Here is a 19,234-nt window from a genome sequence, read left to right on the forward strand (position 1 = left end):
AGCTTGGGGCTCATGACGTCCGGGTACTTGATGCCGGCGCCGGTGTTGAGCAGGAGGACGCGCTGGCCGGCGTCGAGCCAGCCGTCGCGCAGCAGCATGCGAGCGGCCCCCACGAGCGCGGCGCCCTCGGGGCAGATGAAGGCGCCCTCCAGGCGGCTGATGCGCTCGAGGCCCCACAGGGTGTCGGCGTCGGGCACGGCCACGCAGGTGCCGCCCGTGTCGCGCACGGCCTGGAGCACGAGGAAGTCGCCGAGCGCCTTGGGCACGCGGATGCCCTGGGCCACGGTGGACGCGTTCTCCCACTTCTCGGAGACGTCCTTGCCCTCGCGGAAGGCCTTCACGATGGGCTGGCAGCCCTCGGCCTGCACGGCGACGAGCTTGGGGAAGCGCACGTTCTCCGGCAGCCAGCCCAGCTCGCGCATCTCCAGCAGCGCCTTGTAGATGCCGATGATGCCCACGCCGCCGCCGGTGGGGTAGAGGATGACGTCGGGCAGGCTCCAGCCGAGCTGCTCGGCGATTTCGTACCCCATCGTCTTCTTGCCTTCGATGCGGTACGGCTCCTTGAGGGTGGCGGCCTCGAACCAGCCGTGCGCCTTGGCCGAGCGGCCGACGATGGCACCGGCATCCGTAATCTGCCCGCGGACCATGTACGCGTGGGCGCCCACGGCGGAGGCCTCGAGCACGCTCATGGCGGGGGCGTCGGTGGGCATCACGAGCGTCACGGACATGCCCGCGCGAGCGCCATAGCTGGCCCAGGCACCGCCCGCGTTGCCGTTGGTGGGCATGGCGAGCGCGGTGATTCCCAGCTCCTTGGCGCGGCTCACGCCGGTGGCGGCGCCGCGGGCCTTGAAGGTGGCGGTGGGGTTGAGGCCCTCGTCCTTGAGCCAGAGGTCGGGCAGGCCCAGCTCGGAGCCCAGACGCGGGAGCGGGAAGAGGGGCGTCATGCCCTCGCCGAGCGAGACGAGGTTCTTGTCGTCGCGCAGGGGCAGCACCTCTCGGTAGCGCCACAGCGAGGAGACGCGGCCGGCGATGTCTTTGGGGCGCACGGCGCGGGCGATGGCCTTCAGGTCATAGCGCACGAGCAGCGGGCCGCCGCAGTCGCACAGGTTCTGGACGCGGTCCGCGTCATGCGTCTTGCGGCAGCGGGAGCACTCGAGATGGGAGAGGAAGGACATGCCCCCCTTTTACCGGACGAAGCGGGCTTGGGGCTCGACGCTGAGCTCGAACTCGGAGGAGAACGTGCTGCCGGGGGCGACGGTGAGCAGGCCCTGGTGTGTCTGGAGTGCGCCACCGGGGGCGGTCCAGGGCTCGACGCAGACGAAGTCGCGGCCCGCGAGCGTCCACACCACGAGCGTGGTGAAGGAGGGACTCCAGGCGAGCTCCACGGGGCGCAGGCCGGGGCCGCGCTCGAGCGTGGTGCCCTGCGGCGAGTGATCGAGCAGGTGCATGTCCACCTCGGGCCCGGTGAGGTCCAGGCCGGAGAAGGCCACGGTGGCGCCCTGGCGGTTGTCCCAGGCGCGCGAGGCATCGGTCTCGACGCGGGCGGCGGCCTTGTTTGCCTGGGGGACGTGGAAGTACGGGTGGTAGCCGAGGTGCAGGGGCATGGGCCGCGAGTCGCGGTTCTCGGCGGAGAAGCTCAGGTGGAGGGCGGTGCCCACGAGCGACACGGTGAGGCGGGCCTCGAAGCGCCAGGGGAACTCGCGCAGCGTCTGCTCCGAGTGCCCGAGCGCGAGCACCACGCGGGAAGCCTCCTGGCCGCGCACCTCCCAGGGCAGGTCGCGGGCGAAGCCGTGGCGGCGCATGGAGACCTCGCGGCCATCGACGGTGTACGTGCCGCCGGGGAGGACACCGGGGGAGGGGAAGAGCACGGGGATGCCGCCACGCACGTTCTTGGTGGGGTCGGCGAGGGTGCTCTCGTCGAGGAAGAGGATGGGCTCGCCCTCGACGACGAAGCGGGTGACGAGCGCCCCGCGTTCAGGGACGAGCTCGGCGCGGGAATCGCCATCCGTGAGCACCACCATATCCACCTCCACTCACCCGGCGGACGGTTGGAGCTCCCGCACGGTGAGCTTCTTGTACCACCGCTCGCGGAGGCCGTGATTGAGCATGAGGTGCGGGGGGGATGGCCGGGCCTACGGCTCGGAGGTGCGGAAGGTGGCCATTACCGCGTTGTGGTCGGTGGCCTCGCCCACGTCGATGACGCGGGTGTGGACGAGCCGCTCGGCCATGCGGGGGGACGCGTAGATGTAGTCGGTGCGGTAGTCGATCGTCACGCCGTTGTGCATGCGCCGCGCGGTCACCCAGTCGGCAGAGGTGGGCCGGTGGCGCAGGGTGTCCACCCAACCGAAGGACTCGAGGTCGTCGATGACGTCGAAGCGCGGTGGATGGCCGTACTTGTCCACGCCCGCCAGGCGCACCTGGTCGGAGAGGTCGACGGGGTAGGGGTCCCTGCGGGACAGGGAGTTGAGATCTCCGGCGAGCAGGTAGAGGCCCTCGCGGAAGGCGGCGGGGTCGATCAGCGAGCGCAGGTAGCGCGCCTCGACGAAGCGGAGGTTCTCGTGGTGCGCGTCGTAGTGCGTGCCGAAGAAGGTGAGCGGGCCTCCGGCGTCGAGCTCGCACTGCACCAGGGCGTGGCCGATGAAGTGCGGGTCGTTGTGCACGCGCAGCGAGCGCAGGGGCAGCCGGCTGACGACGCACACGTGGTAGCAGCTGCCGCTGCCCCGGGGGCGGGCGCTGCCCAGGTGGGAGTGGACGGTGCCCTCGGGGCCCAGCGCGGCGGCGACCCGGCGCAGGCGCTCGCCATCGTCCCAGCCCAGGCACTCCTGCAGCACGAGCAGATCCGGGCTCTCGCGGGCCAGCAGGGCGAGCAGGGCCTCGAAGCGGTCCTGCCCTCCGAAGAGGACGTTGAGCGTCATCACCTTCAGCGTCATGACGTCCTCTCTACTCCAGCGGGGCCCCCCGCTCCACGGCTGGGAGCGGGGGCCGTTCGCCGGCGCGCCTTACGGATAGGTGCCGGTGTTGAAGAAGCTGCTGAGGTCGTTGGCCGAGGTCACCGTGGAGAGGGTGGGCAGGTTGAGGATCTGCTCCACCGACTTGAGCACCGAGCTGTGGGACAGGGTGATGGAGTTGGCGAAATTGGGCTTCACCTGGGGCCCGATGACGAGGAAGGGCATGGTGCCGGAGGTCTCGGGCTCGTCCCAGACGACGAGGATGAGGCCCTGATTGGCGTTGGAGAACGAGATGAGCTGCGGCAGGTTGTTCTGCAGCCACACGTCCCCGGCGTGGACGTAGTCGGTGTCCGTGCAGCCCGACTGGCCATGCATGTCATTGCACTGGTTGGGGGTGATGAAGTTGTAGGTCGCCACCGTCTTGTTGGCCAGGTCGGTGGCCAGCGAGCTGTAGGGCTTGTGGTGGGCGACGCAGTAGGCGTTCGTCTTCGAGGGCGTGGCGCCGACGACGTCCTTGAAGAAGAGGAACGGGTCGTGCTTGGGGGCGTAGAAGCCGTTGACCGCGATGGGGCAGGAACCCGTCGTGGAGTTGAGGCCCTCCTGGTACGACATCCAGCTCACGCCGTTGGTGGCGTTCTTGATCTGCGTGGACAGGTGCGCGGTGCTGGTGGTGGCGTTGACGGAGGAGGGGACGTTGTCGGTGGTGAAGGTGAGGTCGCTGAAGGCGTTGGTGCCGGCCTCGAGCCAGACGTAGTGCGGCTCGCTGGGGATGGTGGAGGCCAGGTTGTCCACGTAGTTGGTGGCGTGGCCGTAGTTGGGGATGAGCGTGCCGTTGATGTACGGCGCGGAGGCCGAGCCGTAGATCTGCGCCGCGGCGTGGTTCTCCATCGCGATGACGAACACGTACTTGATGCGCGAGGTGGTGAGGGCCTGGCGCTGCGTGGGCAGATCCGCGATGGACGGGGAGTCCGCGTCCGCCGTGGCGTCCAGCTCCGCGTCGGCGGGGCCGCAGCCAGCAAGGGACAGCGCGAGCGAGAAGAGCGTCGTCTTCAGCAGTCTGTGGTTCATGAGCCTGTATGGGGTTGGGGGGAAAAGCCGCGCCACGCTATTCCCAGCCGCCTCCCGGGAGCCCGTGAAATCCGAGAAAAACATGTTTGACAGTCAAACGGTCTGGCGCCGCACGCGGATGAGCTCGCCCACGATGGAGACGGCGATCTCCTCGGGCGAGAGCGCGCCAATCTCCACGCCCATGGGCGAGCGCATCCGCTCGACGGAGGACTCGGCGAAGCCCGCGGCACGCAGCCGCATCCGGAAGCGCTCGGCCTTGCGCCGGCTGCCAATCACCCCCAGGTACGCCGAGGGCTTGTCCAGCAGCGCCTCCACCACCGCCTGGTCCAGCGGGTGGTCGTGCGTCGTCACGCAGTAGTAGTGCTCGGGCCCTCCGGCCAGCGAGCGCGCGTGGTCCGCCGGATCCTTCAGCAGCAGCTCGCAGCCGGGGAAGCGCTCGGCGCTGGCCCACTCGGGCCGGGCGTCCACCACCGTCACCCGGAAGCCCACCCGGAGCGCCAGCGCCGCCAGCTCGCGTGCCACGTGCCCCGCGCCGAACACCGTGAGCCTCGGCGGTGCCCCGTGCTTCTCCAGGAACACCTTCATCCTCCCCCCACAGCACATGCCCAGCTCGTGCGTGAGGTGCGTCTCGATGACGCGCGTGGTTTCGGAGGACTCCAGCAGGGCGCGGGCGGCCTGGATGATTTGATGCTCGATGGCCCCGCCACCCACGGTGCCGCGCAGGCTTCCGTCCTCGAGCACCACCAGCTTCGAGCCCGGCTTCTGGGGCGTGCTGCCGGCGCTGTCGATGACGGTGGCCAGGACGAAGGGACGGCCCTCGGCCACCAGGGCCGCCATCTGCTCGTACAGGTCCATGGGCGGGGACAAGGCCATCCCCTCCCAGGCTAACCGAAGAAGACCTGGGCGACCTCGAAGAACTCCCGAGGCACCTTCTTGAGCTCGCGCGTGGCCTCGGCCAGCTCCACGCTGACGATTTCGTTGCCCCTCAGCGCGGCCATCTTGCCGAACTCGCCCCGGGCCACCATGTCGCACGCGTGCACGCCGAAGCGCGTGGCCAGCACGCGATCATGCGCCGTGGGCGCGCCTCCGCGCTGGATGTGTCCCAGCACCGACACGCGCGTCTCGTAGCCCGTGCGCTGCTCGATTTCGTGGGCCACGATGGAGCCCACGCCGCCCAGCCGGGGCCGGCCCGCCTCGTCCAGCGCGCCCGAGGTGACGAGCTGCTCCTGCTGGTCCGAGGACGTCTTGATGCGCGTGCCCTCGGCCACCACCACGATGGAGAACGAGCGCCCGGTGGCGTGCCGGTTCTTGATGTGGTCGGCCACGGCCACCAGGTCCGCCGGCACCTCGGGGACGAGAATCACGTCCGCGCCGCCCGCCATGCCCGCGTAGGTGGCGATCCACCCCACGTGCCGGCCCATCACCTCGCATACGATGACGCGCTTGTGCGACTCGGCGGTGGAGTGCAGCCGATCAATGGCCTCGGTGGCGATGGACACCGCGGTGTCGAAGCCGAAGGTGAAGTCCGTGCCGTTGAGGTCGTTGTCGATCGTCTTCGGCACGCCGACGATCCGCAGGCCTTCCTTGGACATGCGCGTGGCCGCGGAGAGCGTGCCCTCGCCGCCAATGGCGATGACGGCGTGGATGTCGTTGCGCTCCATGGCGCGCTTGACCTTCTCCAACCCGTTCTCGACCTTGAAGGGGTTGACGCGGGAGGTGCCCAGGATGGTGCCCCCGCGGTGGAGGATGCCGGAGGTGGTCTCGCGCGTGAGGCGGAAGTGGTTGTCCTCGAGGAGACCCTTCCATCCATCGCGCAGGCCCATCATCTCGAAGCCATGGGCGGTGGCCCGGCGGACGACGGCGCGGATGACCGCGTTGAGGCCGGGGCAATCACCCCCGCCTGTGAGAACGGCGACTTTCATGAGGTGACCTTCTAACCCACCGCGCGAGCGATTCATGCGCGAAGTTGTCGCAAACCGCCCGCCAGCAACGGTGGCGGTCGGCCAGCGGGCAATGGAAAACGGTTGGCGGAAGGGCGAGCGGGCGGAGCGGGCCTCCCCGGGCCAGGGACCCTACCCGGGCCAGCGCCAGGGCCATGCCCGATGCAACGGGTGACACGCCGCTTTGTCGAGGGGTGGGCTTTCGTTATGCTGAAGCACACCTCTGGGAACGGGCACGCCTTGAACGTCCGCGTCTTCACCTCGGAATCGGAAGCTGCCGCCGCCTGCGCCACCCTCGTCTCCAACGCAGTGCGTGAGAAACCGTCCCTGGTGCTCGGCCTGCCCACCGGCCGGACGCCCCTCAACGTGTACCGGGAGCTGGTCGCCCTGCACCAGCGCGGGCAGTTGGACTTCTCCCGAGTCACCAGCTTCAACCTGGACGAGTTCCTCGGCCTGCCGCCAGACGACCCGGGCAGCTTCCGGGCGTACATGGAGCGGCACCTCTTCCAGCACGTCAACCTGTCGGCCGAGCGCATCCACTTCCTCGATGGCAGCGCGGAGCGGGCCGAGCAGGAGTGTGCCCGCTACGACGCGCAGCTCGCGGCGGCCGGGGGAATGGACCTGCTGCTGCTGGGCATCGGGCCCAACGGGCACGTGGCCTTCAACGAGCCGGACGAGAGCCTCCAGGCGCTCAGCCACCGGGCCCGCCTCTCACGAGAGACGCGCCAGGCGGTGGCCTCCTTCTTCGGGGACGATGTGTCGAAGGTGCCCCTGGCGGCGCTCACGCTGGGCATGAGCGCGCTGCTGCAGGCGCGCCGCGTCATCCTGCTGGCCTTCGGCGTGGGCAAGGCGGCGGCGGTGACGGCCATGGCGCGTGGCCCCATCACCCCGCGCTGGCCGGCCTCGTTCCTCCAGCTCCATGGCAACGTGGAGGTCTGGGTGGATGCCGAGGCCGGGCGGGGCCTGGACGGCTCGCGCTAGTAGGGCACGCCGCGGGCCGTGGAGGTGGCGGTGCGCTCGCGCACCATGCGCAGCAGTCCGAGGAACTCGGCGCGGTCGCTCAGGCCCTCCACGGCGCCCTCGGCGAGCGACTCGGCGGTGGCCAGGCTCCAGTCCCCGGCCTGGGGCGCGCCCCGGAGGACGTCCGCGGTGCCCGCCACGGCGGCGGCGAAGCGCAGGTTGGCCGAGGCCTGCCGCAGCGCGGCATGCAGCTGCGAGCGCTCCAGGGGGAACTGCTGCTCGGCGGCCTCCACGCCCCCCGGCTTCTTGGCGCGCACGCGCACCGTGGCCACGCGCGAGCCCTCGCCGGTGAGCTCCACCTCGTAGAGCGCGGTGACGGTGTGGCCGGCGCCGATTTCCCCCGCGTCCACCTTGTCGTTGCGGAAGTCGCGGTCGGCGATGGCGCGGTTCTCGTAGCCCAGCAGCCGGTAGCCGCGCACGGCCTGGGGGTCGAACTCCACCTGCACCTTCACGTCCTGGGCGATGACCTCCAGCGTGCCGGCGAGCCGCTCCTGGAAGACGCGGCGGGCCTCGCGCTCGCTGTCGATGTAGAAGCAGTTGCCGTTGCCCTTGTTGGCCAGCCGCTCCATCAGGTCATCGCGGTAGTTGCCCATGCCCAGGCCGATGGTGGACAGGGTGACGCCCTCCTTCACGTAGCCCTGGATGCTCTCGAGCATGGTGTCGGCGCTCTGGTTGCGGCCGAGGTTGGTGTCGCCATCGGTGAGGACGATGACGCGGGAGACGTTCTTGGAGCCGGCCTTCTTCGCGGCGTGGCGGTAGGCGAGCTCCAGCCCATCGCCCATGTCGGTGCCGCCGCCGGAGGTGAGCGAGTCGATGGCGAGGAAGAGCTTCTCGCGCTCGGAGGCGGGGGTGGAAGGCAGCACGTCGCGCACGCTGCCCGCGTAGGTGACGAGCGCCACGGTGTCCGACTCGTTGAGCCCGTCCACCATCAGCTTCATGGCCTTCTGCGCGAGCGGCAGCTTGTCCGGGCTGGCCATGGAGCCGCTGGTGTCCACGAGGAAGACGAGGTGCGTGGGCTTGCGCTGGCTCTTGGAAATGGTGCGCCCCTGCAGGCCCACCTTCACGAGGTGGCGGCCGGGGGTGAAGGGCGAGGGCGCGCCCTCGAGGTCCACCCGGAAGTCCCCCTGCTCGGGCGAGGGATAGGCGTAGCGGAAGTAGTTCACCCACTCTTCCACGCGGATGGACTCGCGCGGGGGCAGGCCGCCCTCGGTGACGTGGCGGCGGAAGAGGGCGTACGAGGCGGTGTCCACGTCCACCGCGAAGGTGGAGAAGCGGTCCTCGGCCGTGAGGGTGAAGGGGTTGGGGCGCTCGGCGGCGTGGGTGTTGCCGGTGGGAATGGGCTCGGCGCGCATGTCCATGCGCGCGCTCTGGGTGACCACCCGCTGGCGCACGGGGGGAGGCGGGGGCGCCGAGGGGGCCGGGGCCGCATGGGGTTCGCCATCGTCGCCGGCGGAGTTGTCCCCGAAGGTCTTCAGCGACTTGCGCTGGAGGAAGGTCGTCCCCATGCCGCTGGTGCTGACGTCGTCGCCGCCAGCGAGCGCCTCCGCGTGCGCGCCGAAGAGCCTGCGCAGGTTGGGGCCGAAGACGGAGAGGGTGGCCACCACGAGGACCAGGACGCCCAGGGTGATGAAGGCGAGCTTCGAGAAGCCGGCGAGTCGTTTCATGCGTGCGGGAATCGCACGTTGCGCGGGGTTGTCGCGTCCGTCATCGGGAGGAGGTCCGTCATCCGGCGGAGGGTCGGTCAACGGGCGGATGGCGGGGCGTGGCGCTCACCGGGCGGGCCTGGCGCTTCGCGGCGGGAGGGGGCCGGGGCGGAGGACGGGGCCGCAGGCGCTCGTAGGCGGTGAGCACCTTGTCCACGTAGAGCTCCGTCTCGCCGTTGCGGGGCACGCGGCCGTCCACGTTGCCGGGCCCGGCGTTGTAGGCGGCCACCGCGAGCGTCACGTTGCCGCGGAAGCGCGCGAGCTGCTCGGCGAGGTAGCGCGCGCTCCCGTCAATGGCCGGGGCGGGGTCGAAGGGGTCCTCCACGCGCAGGAGGCTGGCGGTGGAGGGCATGAGCTGGCCAGGGCCCATGGCACCCGCGGGGGAGATGCGGTGGGGCTCGGTGTTGGACTCCACCTCGACGAGCGCCTCGAGCAGGCCGGGAGGCAGGCGGTGGCGGCGCTCGGTGTCGCGGATGAGGGGCGAGAGCTCCGGGTGGCCCCCGAGCAGGCAGGAGGGCCGGTGGCGCGCGTAGGCGGCCAGGGCCTGCGCCTTCTCGTCGAGGAACGACAGGGAGAGGGGCGGCACGGTGGTGTTGCCGAAGAAGGCCACCGCCACGTTGAGCAGCACGAGCGGCACCAGGGCGCACAGCCCCACCCTCACCCAAGGAAACCCCCTGTCCCGTCTCCGCCGCACGGCTTCCTTCCTTACGGGCGGCCGGGCTTTCCGTCCAACTTCCGGCGGGCGGACGTGTTGCCCTGCCGGGGCAGGCGCAGCCCATCGAGCACGAGGGTGGTGAGGGCGTCGGGCAATTCCAGCGGGTTGCCCACGTCCTCCTCCTCGCTGAGGACGGCGAGCAGCAGGCGCTCCACGGCGCCCACCACGGCCAGCCCACTGACGGCGGGGCGGATGGGGCGCAGCAGCCCGTGGGTATGGGCCTTGCGGGTGATTTCCACCGCGTGGTGGGAGATGAGGCGGGCCACCTCGACGAGCTTCACCCGGGCACCCACGGCGGGCCCGCGGCACTCCTGGAGGTAGAGCCGCACCACGCCGGGGTGCTGGAGGATGGCCCCGGCGATGACGGCGGCCACGGCGCGGTAGGCGTCGAACATGGCCTCCACCTCGCGCGCGGCCTCCAGCGCCTCGCCGCACACCACCAGGCCCTGGAGGAGCTCGCGCCGCACCGGCTCGAGGAGGAAGTCCACCAGCGCCGCCTTGTCCTCGAAGTACCGGTAGAAGGTGCCCTTGGCCACGCCGGCCGCCTGGGTGATGTCGTCGATGGTGACGCCGTCCAGCCCTCGCGCGAGGAAGAGCACGAGCGCCGCGTCGCTCAGGGCCTTCTCCCGCTCGCGGCGGTTGGCCTCTCGGACTCCCTGGGGCGCTACCTGCGGACGCTCTGGGGGCTTCCTGGGGGACATGGGCTCGCCCATCTCACAAAGGGTGACTGGATGGTCATTCTTTTGATGACCAGATGGTCATCTTTTCATGCGGGGCGCCGGGGTGCCCGGGCGTTCGCGAAAGGAGCTGGCGAGATGATGGGAATTCCACTGGGCCTGGCGTACTCCAACTTCGGCGAGTGGCTGCTGCACCGGTACGTGCTGCACGGGTTGGGCAGGCGACACGACAGCATCTGGAGCTTCCACTGGCACGAGCACCACCAGCGCTCGAGGCGGCACGAGATGGTGGACGAGCAGTACCGGGGGCCGCTGTGGAAGTGGGCGCCGCAGAGCAAGGAGCTGCTGGGGCTGGCGGCCATCGTGGTGGGGCACGTGCCGCTGCTCAAATGGGCCCCGTGGTTCGTGGCGACGGTGTGGGCCTCGACGGTGCTGTACTACGTGGTGCACCGGCGGGCGCACCTGGACGAGGACTGGGCGCGCGAGCACCTGCCGTGGCACTACGACCACCACATGGGCAAGGACCAGAACGCGAACTGGTGCGTGACGTACCCGCTCTTCGACTACGTGATGGGCACGCGCCGCAAGTACCTGGGGCAGGCCGAGCCCGCGGAGGCCCGGGTCCCGGCCGCCTGAGCCGGGGCGAAGAGGTCAGCCTCCGGAAGAGGCCCGCGTGAACAAGGTCAGCAGGCTGGCCACCGGGGCGGAGCCGCTCTTGGACTCGGAGGAGCAGATGCTGCCGCCCTTCAGCGGGCTGGTGATGACACCCTTGCCTTCATCGAAGGCCTCGAAGCTTCCGGCATCGAAATCCAGTGAGGCGCACGCGGGCAGCTTCGGTTGGCTCAGGTGCCCCGGGTTGAAGCACACCGTGGCGAACAGGGTCGGCTCCGGCTTGGCGCCCGCGCCGGGTTGCGCGTAGGCGGAAGCCCACGTCCAGAGGGGGTCTTCTCCGAGGGACTCGGGGTCGATGGGCAGTGTATGGACCGGGGCCTCGAATCGGCCGGCATCCACGGCGATGGTCAGAGGGCCGTTGACCCGCGTGAACCTGCTCGCGTCCTTGCCCGCCCTGCGCCAGAGGCTGAGGTCGACCGTGGGGATGATGTTCCGAGCCAGACCGGACATCTCCCCTCGCGCCACCAGCCGCGCTTCGTGCCCCTCACCCGCGGGCTCGAAGGAGAGCGAAAAGCTCTCGATCGCGGGCCGGGCAACCTTCACGAGGGGTTGGGCCTTTCGGGCCTCGATGGGAGCCGGCGCCTTGACCTTCTTCCCCTTGGGTCCGGGCTTGGGCTCGGGTAGCTCGATGAGCAGCCGGTAGGAGAACTCGAAGCCCTTCTCCTCGGTGGCCTCCGGGTAGTCGAGCCGTGGGTTCTCCGGGATGCTGGTCGCGCTACAGCCGATCAACCAGGACAGCTCCTCGTCCATGGTCGCATGATTCCACGCCAGCTCGACCCGCAGGTCCTGGTAGCCCTTCTTGACCTTGGCTTCCCCCGTGTCGTCCTCGTCGATGACGAGGAGGACCTTGTGGCCGGACTCGAGGAGCTGCTCGACGGCCCAGTCCTTGTCGAGCATGAACGGGAGGCGCGAGCCCATGGCCGGGTGGGGCACGGGTTTGAACTTCACGTCCAGCGCGTTGTCGAACTCGATGAGTCCCGGCGGCATCGTCTCGCTCGGCGCATGGGGGTATTGCGGCGTGAGGCGGTAGCCCACCGAGCCCTTTCCGAAGAGCCGATGCCGTAGGACGTCGAGCTCCGGGTGGCCTTCCGGGTTGTCCGCCTTCGTCGCCTTGAACTGGAAGTGGCCCTCCGCGTCGATGTGCATCCGGCCAGGGATCGCCACCTCGTTGTAATCAGGGGGCTCGTAGGAATGGACGATCCATACGAGGTTCGCGGGGATGACCTTTTCCGTCGTGCCCTTGTAGGTGCCCGTCACCACGATGGGCTTCTTGAGCCGGTCGACGGTGATGACGCCGGTTGCCGGGGGGCTCGTGGGCCGGTTGAGCGTGAGCTCCGTGATGGGCGAGGCCACCAGACGGAAGGTTCCCACGAAACCCAGCTCCATCCGGAGCGAGGTCCGCTGGGGCTGACTGTCCTTGTCATTCGATGCGGCCTGGGAGGGGGTTGTATCCGCCATGAGGGGACCTCGCTGCTCAGCGGCTCTCGGCCGGAGCGGTGTAGTCGAGATGGAGCGATTCCACGGGTGCACCCAGGAGCATTCCGTCGGCCGTGCCTGGGACGAGCTCGAAGCGGTAGGACTCCCCCGGCCGGGTGGAGAACTCCGCCTCGAAGAGGCCCTCGAGGTCCACTCCCGTGTAGCTGACGCGGGCATTGGGCACGAAGCCCTGGCTGGGGCGCTGTTTCTTCCGTTTCGCGCCGGCCGCGGGCGGCGGCTCGCTCACGAGGGTGTAATGGAGCTTCGGGAGGGGCGCGCGGGTCGGGCAGCAGTAGACCCGGGCGCGAAGCGTCACCTTTCCAGGTTGCTCCTCGGCCACCAGCGGGCCGATGAACCGGGGAACGGTATTTCCCTCCCACGACACCGGCTCGATGCTGATCCGCTCTCCGTCGAACATGGCATCGCCATTGGTGATGGAGGCCTTGATGGACAGCTTCTGCTTGTTGCCAGCGGTGGGGGTGTCCGGCGTGCTGGAGGTGAGCGGGAGCGTGTACACGAGCCCGGCGGCGCTCGGCTTCACCTGCTGTTCCTTGCCGTCGACGGAGATGGCGGGCTTCGCGTTGGTCCAGTCCGCCCTGGCGCCCCGGAGGGGGACACAGATGGAGAGGGCTTGCCCCACGACGCTCACGCGTACGGCTTCGAAGCCTGGCCGGGCGAGTGTCTTGAAGACGCCCTCGACCTCGGAGCGCAGGCTCTCGGCGACAGCGGGACCCCGCGGCGCCGGGGCGGGCGTACGGGAGGGGCCCTCGTAATGCTCGACGTGGTAGCAGTTGGGCGCGACGAAGGCGGTCTTGAGCCAGACCCGCTCATTCGGCGCGGGCGCGGCCTGCCGCAGGAGCTCTGCGAAGATGTCGCGGGGATCGAACTCGAAGCGGAGCCACCCGGAGGTGTCGAGCGGGGGCTGCTTCACGGAAAGCACCAGGACCTCCGCTCCCTCCGGGCCGGTCTCTCCGGGCAGTGGGAGCCGTTTGAAGACCAGGCGCTCCGGTAGGAACGAGCCCTGGTCCCGTCCGTCCCTACGATACCGGAGCAGCGCGGCCTGGGCCTGGAGCGTGTCCTTGTTCTTCTTCCAGTTCTCGCAGCGCACGCCCACCGTGAGCCCGTCCGTGCTCAGCGCCTGGAGGAACACCTTGAACTTGACGCTGCCGCGCAACGCCTCGAGTTGATCCGCGAGGTGCCTGCTCAGCTTGAAGTCCCCACCGCCCGCGGCCTTGCGGTATTGGCTCCACGCGTAATGGGCCGAGACCCAGGCGTCCTTCGCCTTCGGGGACTTGAGGCCCGTCAGGAAGTCCCCCTCGCGCTTGAAGGCCCCGTCGTCGGGAGGTACCCGGAGCGCATACACATTGTTGCAGCAACTCGCCTCCTGCCACACGAGGGGCGGGGGACGCCGCGTGGCGGTGAGCTCGAGCTGGATGACCTTCTTCTTCTTCCGCCCCACTTCCCGCTCCAGCTCGCGAACCTCGATGGAGGTGTCGAAGGCCCTGGCCTGCTGCTCGGCGCATTGCTGGAGGGGCGCGAGCTGGGCGCGGCCCTGGACCTCCAGCGTGGCGGTATGGCCGTCCTCGGAAAGGCCGCTCACCCGCAGCACGGCCTTGCAGGCCTTGCGGAAGCGCTCGACCGCCTTGCAGAGATCCACACTCACCCGATGCGCACCGTCCGAGGCGCTCAGGTAATCGCTCAGCGTGTAGTGCGCGGTGACGTTCTTCTCGCCCTTCTTGAGGCCCTCGATGTAGCCGGCCGTCTGGGCGTCCAGGAGCCAGTTCTCCGCCTGGGGAAATTCCGAGTCGGCGGGGTGGGGGACCTGGGTGAACGCGTAGGTGAGGTAGCCCCCGAGTGACTCCGGGCAGCTCTCGGTGAAGTGGAGCTCCGCGCTGTACAGACCTGTCCTGGCATCCTTCTGGGGCTCGAAGGTGGCCGCGAGCCTGGGTGGGAGGACCTCGAGGGAGACCGGCGGCTCGACGCCGCCTTGCGGCCGTGGACTCGCGCCCTCGTAGCCCTTGACCTTGAGCATCCACCGTCCCCAGAACCAGGGGGCAATCCGCGAGGAGAAGACGCCGTCGGCGTAGTTGCCCGTCGCGAGCTCGAGCACGCGGGGCGTACCGGCAGGCCCTGAGTCGAGGCGCTCGGCCACCAGGGTGACCGGCCCGGCGCCCCAGTCCTGCCGGAGGGAGACCACGCTCAGGGGCTCGCCCATGCGCCGGGGCCGCTCCTCGTGAGGGAACCAGCCCCAGAACAGAGGGCTGTCCTTTCCCTCTTCGCTCAGGTCCGGCTTGAACTCCGTGACGAGGCTGCAGAGGTCCCCCTTCTGCATCAGCTTGAGCAGCCACAGGAAGGTGACCGGGTGGACGTTGAGCACCTCACCGCTGCCATTCTTCACGGGCAGCATGCCCTGGCTCGCGTCGAAGAGGGACAGCTCGTTGCCGTCGGTGCCCAGGATGGGAATCTCGACCGGGGCGTTGGGCTTGTCCGTCTTCCTCAGGTCGACCCCGTACCACGAGCTCGGCCTGACCGCCTCGACGGCCTTGTCGACGCCTCCGGGAGGAATGTCCATCAAGTCATGCTCGCAGAGCTTGCGAACGAGTGAGTCCAACCCGGCGGGGCTCCATTCGCTGGCGTGCTTGAGCACGAGGCCCCGCCAGCGCGCCTCGATGAAGGCCTGGGCCAGACTTGTGTCCACCGGCCCGCCCGCGCCTCCGGAGTCCAGATGGAACTGGGGGCAGTCGATATCGACAGTGACCGCGCTCGCCGGCACCTGGAGGTGGAGCTCGATCTTGTCCTGCGCGAGGTCCGCTTCGGTCAGTTCCACATCCGCCCGGGCGATGACGGGGCCTTCCCGGCCCTTGGGCGCCTCTCCGTAGTAGGTGAGGCCTAGATGATAGGGGGCGGGGTTCTTCCTGGAGGTAGCGACACGGTACTGCTTGTTGTCGATCTCGAGGGTGACGGCATAGAGCTGCGTGGCGAGGCGCTTCAGCTCCTGTTCATCCCCGGTCTCGAACCTGGGCTTGATGAGCTTCTGCCGGGCTGGCTGGTGAACAAACTTCGAGAGCCCGCTCATGAAGCGGCTCATCACATCGCGGAATCCCTCGTAATCCCGCTCCTTGATAGCGGGCAGGATGTATTGGAAGAGCGTCCTGTCGTCCCCCATGGGCAGCTTTTCCAGCAGCAGGCTTCTGACCTCGTCCTCCTCGAGCAGATTGTCCTGTTTGTTCTCCCCGGCCTCGGCTACCCGGGGAAGTGTCAGTTTGAACTGTTTTTGGGCCAGGTCCCACACCTTCTGGATCGCATTCTCCCTCGCCGTGGGCGCCAGGATCTCCCAGTGAAGCCAGGCCTGCGGCTCATATTTCCTTGGCTGTGGGCTGAGGAAGCCGAGCATTTCACCATGATTCACGGGAAGGAACGGACCCGAGAACGTCACGACCGAGCCGGAGCTGAGCGCCTCATGAGCCTGTAGCATGTCGCCTGGCGGGGCCTTGGCGTAGCCCAGGTAGCGATTGCCTTGACGGAGCTTTCGCTCCTGTGTCGACAAATCGAGATTCGTCGGTGACGCGTAGGTCTTGCATCCATTGTTTTCAATATCCGCCTTCTCGGCGGACCAGAGGAGCTGACCGATGGAGCCACTCTTGCTGTCCAGGTTCACCACGGCTCCGTGGCGGGCCAGGAAGAAGCGACGAAGCCAGGGCACGTCCTGATAGGGATCGCTCACCTCATCCGGCCAGCTCGTGGGCATCATGTGCATGTACAAGCTGTAGAAGGGCACGGGCTTGGAGGCAGGGCTCTTCGCGCTGCCCGGACTCGGGTCGCTCACATCTCCCTTGTTGGTCTCCACGACCTCGTGACGGACGAGCACGAAGCCGTTGTGGTTGTTGAGGAACTCGCGGACGGGTTCGGCGGTTCCGTTCTTCGAGAGCCGCGCCGCCACGATGTAGCCCGGCGCGCTGCTCTTGACCCAGTGGGTTTCGGGAATGGGGAGTGGCAGGTGGACTCCCCCGTGCAGCGCCTGGTTCGAGCCGAGAGGGTAGAACCCCGAACCCGCTGTTTCCGCCCGTGTGTAGTAATGGATGGGGCTTGTCAGGACATAGGGGACTCGCTGGAACGGGAAGCAGAGATTGTTGATGACGTTCTTCGTGAGGACGACCCGGGGGTCGAGTGGGGTCGGTGTGGTCTTGTGGATGAAGAAGCCACCGACTTTCTCATTCAGGAGATCATCCAGCCACAAGATCTTCGCCGCGGGACTGTGAGTATTTCTCTCGAAGAACTTGCTGGCCCTCATGAGATAGAGGTAGCCGCGCGAACATGCCCATGCGCCATTGATGATGGAGACGAGGGCGTTCTGTCCCTCTTGCAGCTTCGAGAGGAACAGGTAGTCGTCTTCGAGCCCCGTCCCCACCGGGGTGCACATGGGTCCCTTGTTGGTCTTGGGGGGAGATGGGTCCGCGATGAGCAGCCAGAGTTTGAGGCTGCCGTCGCGGTCAGGCATCTCGCAATAACCACAAACGAGAATGATATGTCCACCGTATGAGGTGGACATGCCTGTATAGAGAATGACTGGGTTGTTGTCCTCGAGGGATTTGAGTATAGAGCCCAGGTGGCACCGCTGTTTGTCCAGGGACGCGCGGATTTCCTCTGCTGCTTGGAGGCGCCCGTCGCGGTCTGAAGCATTGTCTGGCAGAACACACGCTTCCTCTTGCTTGACGTCCTGGAAAGCCTGCTGAAGTTGCGTCAGGAAGGAATAGCGGCCGTCGGGTAGGACGAAAGCGATATCGCCTCCGGGGTAGCGTAGGTTCATCTGGCCCTTGCCGTCGCTACCTCGCCAGTGGGTGATGTAATCGTCACGGGAGTGCACCTGGCCGGAGACGAGCCGGTGGTAGTTCCACAGCATCGAAGCCGAGGTACGACCGCACCAATTGTCCACGCGGGTGTGTTGGTTGAACTGGCCAAGGAGGGGAACCAGGAGGAAGTGGTAGCGGGTTGCATGGGCCAGGAGCTCGGGTAGTATCTCGTACCCGTCGATAGGGTAGAGGCGGGAAGATTGAAGAATCACAGCCATGTCCAGCTGGTATTCCTCCCGCTTGACGAAAGGATAGAGATTGTCTCCCATGGCCCCCTGCTCTCAGCGTAACCGGTAGATCTTCTTGAGCGTCGTCCTGACGTCCGCCGACCTCATCGTATACTGGAGTCGTCCCTTGTCGAGCCGGAAGACGCCGAGGTCCTCGTCGGTGCTCCATACGTGGTGATTGGGGGCACTGCACTCCGCTGGTAGGGTGAGCTCATCTTTGTAGCGAGCCTTGTACTGATAGAGTTTGCGGAGGTGATGGATCCGCAAGAGCTCGGGGTAGGGCTCGCGGATGGACACGGCCCGTTGGCTCGTCTCCAGCTTGACCAGACGAAGGAAGTCGATGACGTAGATGGGGTTCTGATAGCGGGTCGTCGTCATGCCTCCGGTGCCACCCGCCTCGGTGAAGCCATCTGGATCCCACCAGACGCCGTGGACGAAGGCCGCGATGCCGCTGGTGAAGACGGGTTTGGAGATGTCGGCGGACGCAGCCCACTCCTCCTCGTAGAAGGCGGCCTGGTCCATGTCGAGCCAGCCCAGGGCGGCCCCGTCATCATCGACCAGCAGGAAGTGTCCATTGTTCGTCTGCCGGAGGTAGTCCGTGGCCCGGGTGGTCTCCAGTCCCTTCCATTTCTGCTCGTGTGTCCCGACCACCTCTTCATAGGTGTGCGCCAGCAGCACCGTCCAAGGGCCTTGGCGTGGGTCCAGTACGCGCAGCGCGGAGTCGGCCCGGCCGGGCCAGGCGGTGAGCACCTGGGGCCGCAGGATGAACACCCGTCCGGGGCTGTAGCGGGTCGGCTTGAGCTTCTCGCTTCCCTCGGGGGTCTTCCCCCACACCAGCCCGCCGACGAGCACTCCGCGGCTGTCCAGTTTCACCAGCGCGGCGTCCATGCAGTCGAGAACCTCTCGGGATTGTCCCTCGAGGGCCTTCTGGAGCTCGCGGACGGCGGCCTCCTGCGCCTCTGTCTCGCTGGCCGATAGGAACGTGTCTACTTTGGGTTGGAGCTCCGCGGGCAGCCGGGCGACGCACTCCAGCGCCCTGGTTTCGTGCCGCGCCAGGAAGCCGTTGTAGGTGCCGGGCTTGAGCTTCCGCAGTTTCCCGGCAAGGGCCGTGTTGTCCTTGCGAATCTCCGCGGCGTACCAGTCATGGAGCGCTTGGGCGACGGGGGGCACGGCGAGCGCAACAGGCGCCACTTCGGGAGCCAGGGATATCGCTGCCGGACCCGCGTAGCTGGCGCCGTGGCTCTTCTGGATACGCTCCACGAGGGGGGCGCTCCCACTCTCGGAGGCCACATCCGGAGCCTCCGCCGCGCGCTTGCCGACCTGGGGTTTCCCGGGCTCGAGCGGAGGCTGCTCCCGTTGCGCCTCGGCGGGTACGGCCGCGGTCGTGGCGAGCAGGAGGAAAATCAGAAGCGTTCGCATCTTCGATTCCAGGAGATGCCGCCCTTGGAATTTCGTCGAACTCAACGTAACCGGTAGATCTTCTTGAGCGTCGTCCTGACGTCCGCCGACTCCATCGTGTACTGGAGGTGTCCCTTTCGGATGGTGAGAGTGCCAAGCTCTTCTTCATCGCGCCACATGTCGTGATTGTGAGCCCTGCACTCCGCTGGCAGGCTGAGCTCATCTGAATAGAGAACTTTGAACTGGTACAGCTTGCGGAGTTGATGGATCCGCAAGAGTTCGGGGTAGGGCTCGCGGATGGATATGGCCCGCTGGCTCGTCTCCAGCTTGACCAGACGAAGGAAGTCGACGACGTAGATGGGGTTCTGATAGCGGGTCTTCGTCATGCCTCCGGCGCCACCCGCCTCGGTGAAGCCATCCGGATCCCACCAGACGCCGTGGACGAAGGCCGCGATGCCGCTGGTGAAGACGGGTTTGGAGATGTCGGCGGACGCGGCCCACTCCTCCTCGTAGAAGGCGGCCTGGTCCATGTCGAGCCAG

General features: G+C 68.0%; 15 protein-coding genes. 2 read left to right on the forward strand and 13 right to left on the reverse strand.

Annotated features, from left to right (window positions below; genetic code table 11):
* From ACJ8AN_RS03420 to ACJ8AN_RS03445, 6 genes are all read right to left on the reverse strand, one after another.
* The coding region (locus ACJ8AN_RS03420; protein ID WP_407753758.1) for a threonine synthase at positions 1-1,175 on the reverse strand (1,175 nt) is incomplete at its 3' end.
* 9 nt (positions 1,176-1,184) lie between these two features.
* Complete coding sequence (locus ACJ8AN_RS03425; protein ID WP_407753759.1) at positions 1,185-2,021, reverse strand: aldose epimerase; 837 nt, start codon at positions 2,019-2,021, stop codon at positions 1,185-1,187.
* A gap of 111 nt (positions 2,022-2,132) precedes the next feature.
* Entirely contained in the window at positions 2,133-2,930 is a 798-nt protein-coding gene (locus tag ACJ8AN_RS03430; RefSeq protein WP_407753760.1) for an endonuclease/exonuclease/phosphatase family protein, read from the reverse strand.
* Between the two features lie 69 nt (positions 2,931-2,999).
* Positions 3,000-4,016 carry an alkaline phosphatase family protein gene (locus ACJ8AN_RS03435; protein ID WP_407753761.1) on the reverse strand — a complete coding sequence of 339 codons (1,017 nt, stop codon included), beginning with the start codon at positions 4,014-4,016 and terminating at the stop codon, positions 3,000-3,002.
* Between the two features lie 93 nt (positions 4,017-4,109).
* Positions 4,110-4,883, reverse strand: a complete 774-nt coding sequence (gene xdhC, locus ACJ8AN_RS03440) for a xanthine dehydrogenase accessory protein XdhC (RefSeq protein WP_407753762.1) — start codon at positions 4,881-4,883, stop codon at positions 4,110-4,112.
* Between the two features lie 17 nt (positions 4,884-4,900).
* Entirely contained in the window at positions 4,901-5,938 is a 1,038-nt protein-coding gene (locus ACJ8AN_RS03445) for a 6-phosphofructokinase (RefSeq protein WP_407753763.1), read from the reverse strand.
* A gap of 258 nt (positions 5,939-6,196) precedes the next feature.
* On the opposite strand from ACJ8AN_RS03445, the gene nagB reads away from it, so the two are divergent.
* Positions 6,197-6,937, forward strand: coding sequence for a glucosamine-6-phosphate deaminase (nagB, locus tag ACJ8AN_RS03450; RefSeq protein WP_407753764.1), 741 nt, complete (start codon positions 6,197-6,199; stop codon positions 6,935-6,937).
* Here nagB and ACJ8AN_RS03455 read toward each other — a convergent pair.
* Genes ACJ8AN_RS03455 through ACJ8AN_RS03465 form a run of 3 tightly spaced genes read right to left on the reverse strand, consistent with a single transcriptional unit; the run spans position 6,934 to position 10,095 of the window.
* On the reverse strand, positions 6,934-8,640 hold the full coding sequence (locus ACJ8AN_RS03455) for a vWA domain-containing protein (protein WP_407753765.1): 1,707 nt from the start codon (positions 8,638-8,640) through the stop codon (positions 6,934-6,936). The genes nagB and ACJ8AN_RS03455 overlap by 4 nt on opposite strands.
* A 58-nt stretch (positions 8,641-8,698) precedes the next feature.
* Positions 8,699-9,340, reverse strand: a complete 642-nt coding sequence (locus ACJ8AN_RS03460; protein WP_407753766.1) for a lytic transglycosylase domain-containing protein — start codon at positions 9,338-9,340, stop codon at positions 8,699-8,701.
* A 44-nt stretch (positions 9,341-9,384) separates the two neighbouring features.
* The gene (locus ACJ8AN_RS03465) at positions 9,385-10,095 is read right to left on the reverse strand and encodes a TetR/AcrR family transcriptional regulator (protein WP_407753767.1); all 711 of its coding nucleotides are present in this window, start codon (positions 10,093-10,095) and stop codon (positions 9,385-9,387) included.
* Positions 10,096-10,209: 114 nt separating this feature from the next.
* Here ACJ8AN_RS03465 and ACJ8AN_RS03470 point away from each other — a divergent pair, with 114 nt between their 5' ends.
* On the forward strand, positions 10,210-10,707 hold the full coding sequence (locus tag ACJ8AN_RS03470) for a sterol desaturase family protein (RefSeq protein ID WP_407753768.1): 498 nt from the start codon (positions 10,210-10,212) through the stop codon (positions 10,705-10,707).
* A 15-nt stretch (positions 10,708-10,722) separates the two neighbouring features.
* On the opposite strand, the gene ACJ8AN_RS03475 is transcribed toward ACJ8AN_RS03470, so the two are convergent.
* The 4 genes from ACJ8AN_RS03475 to ACJ8AN_RS03490 form a co-directional block, all read right to left on the reverse strand.
* Positions 10,723-12,201, reverse strand: coding sequence for a hypothetical protein (locus ACJ8AN_RS03475; RefSeq protein WP_407753769.1), 1,479 nt, complete (start codon positions 12,199-12,201; stop codon positions 10,723-10,725).
* A 16-nt stretch (positions 12,202-12,217) separates the two neighbouring features.
* Positions 12,218-16,717 carry a hypothetical protein gene (locus ACJ8AN_RS03480; protein ID WP_407753770.1) on the reverse strand — a complete coding sequence of 1,500 codons (4,500 nt, stop codon included), beginning with the start codon at positions 16,715-16,717 and terminating at the stop codon, positions 12,218-12,220.
* 633 nt (positions 16,718-17,350) lie between these two features.
* Entirely contained in the window at positions 17,351-18,715 is a 1,365-nt protein-coding gene (locus tag ACJ8AN_RS03485) for a hypothetical protein (protein WP_407753771.1), read from the reverse strand.
* Positions 18,716-18,756: 41 nt separating this feature from the next.
* Positions 18,757-19,234: hypothetical protein (locus tag ACJ8AN_RS03490; protein ID WP_407753772.1), on the reverse strand; the 478-nt coding region annotated here is incomplete at its 5' end.

Origin of the sequence: Archangium sp., assembly GCF_045802675.1 — a bacterium.
Classification (GTDB): domain Bacteria; phylum Myxococcota; class Myxococcia; order Myxococcales; family Myxococcaceae; genus Archangium.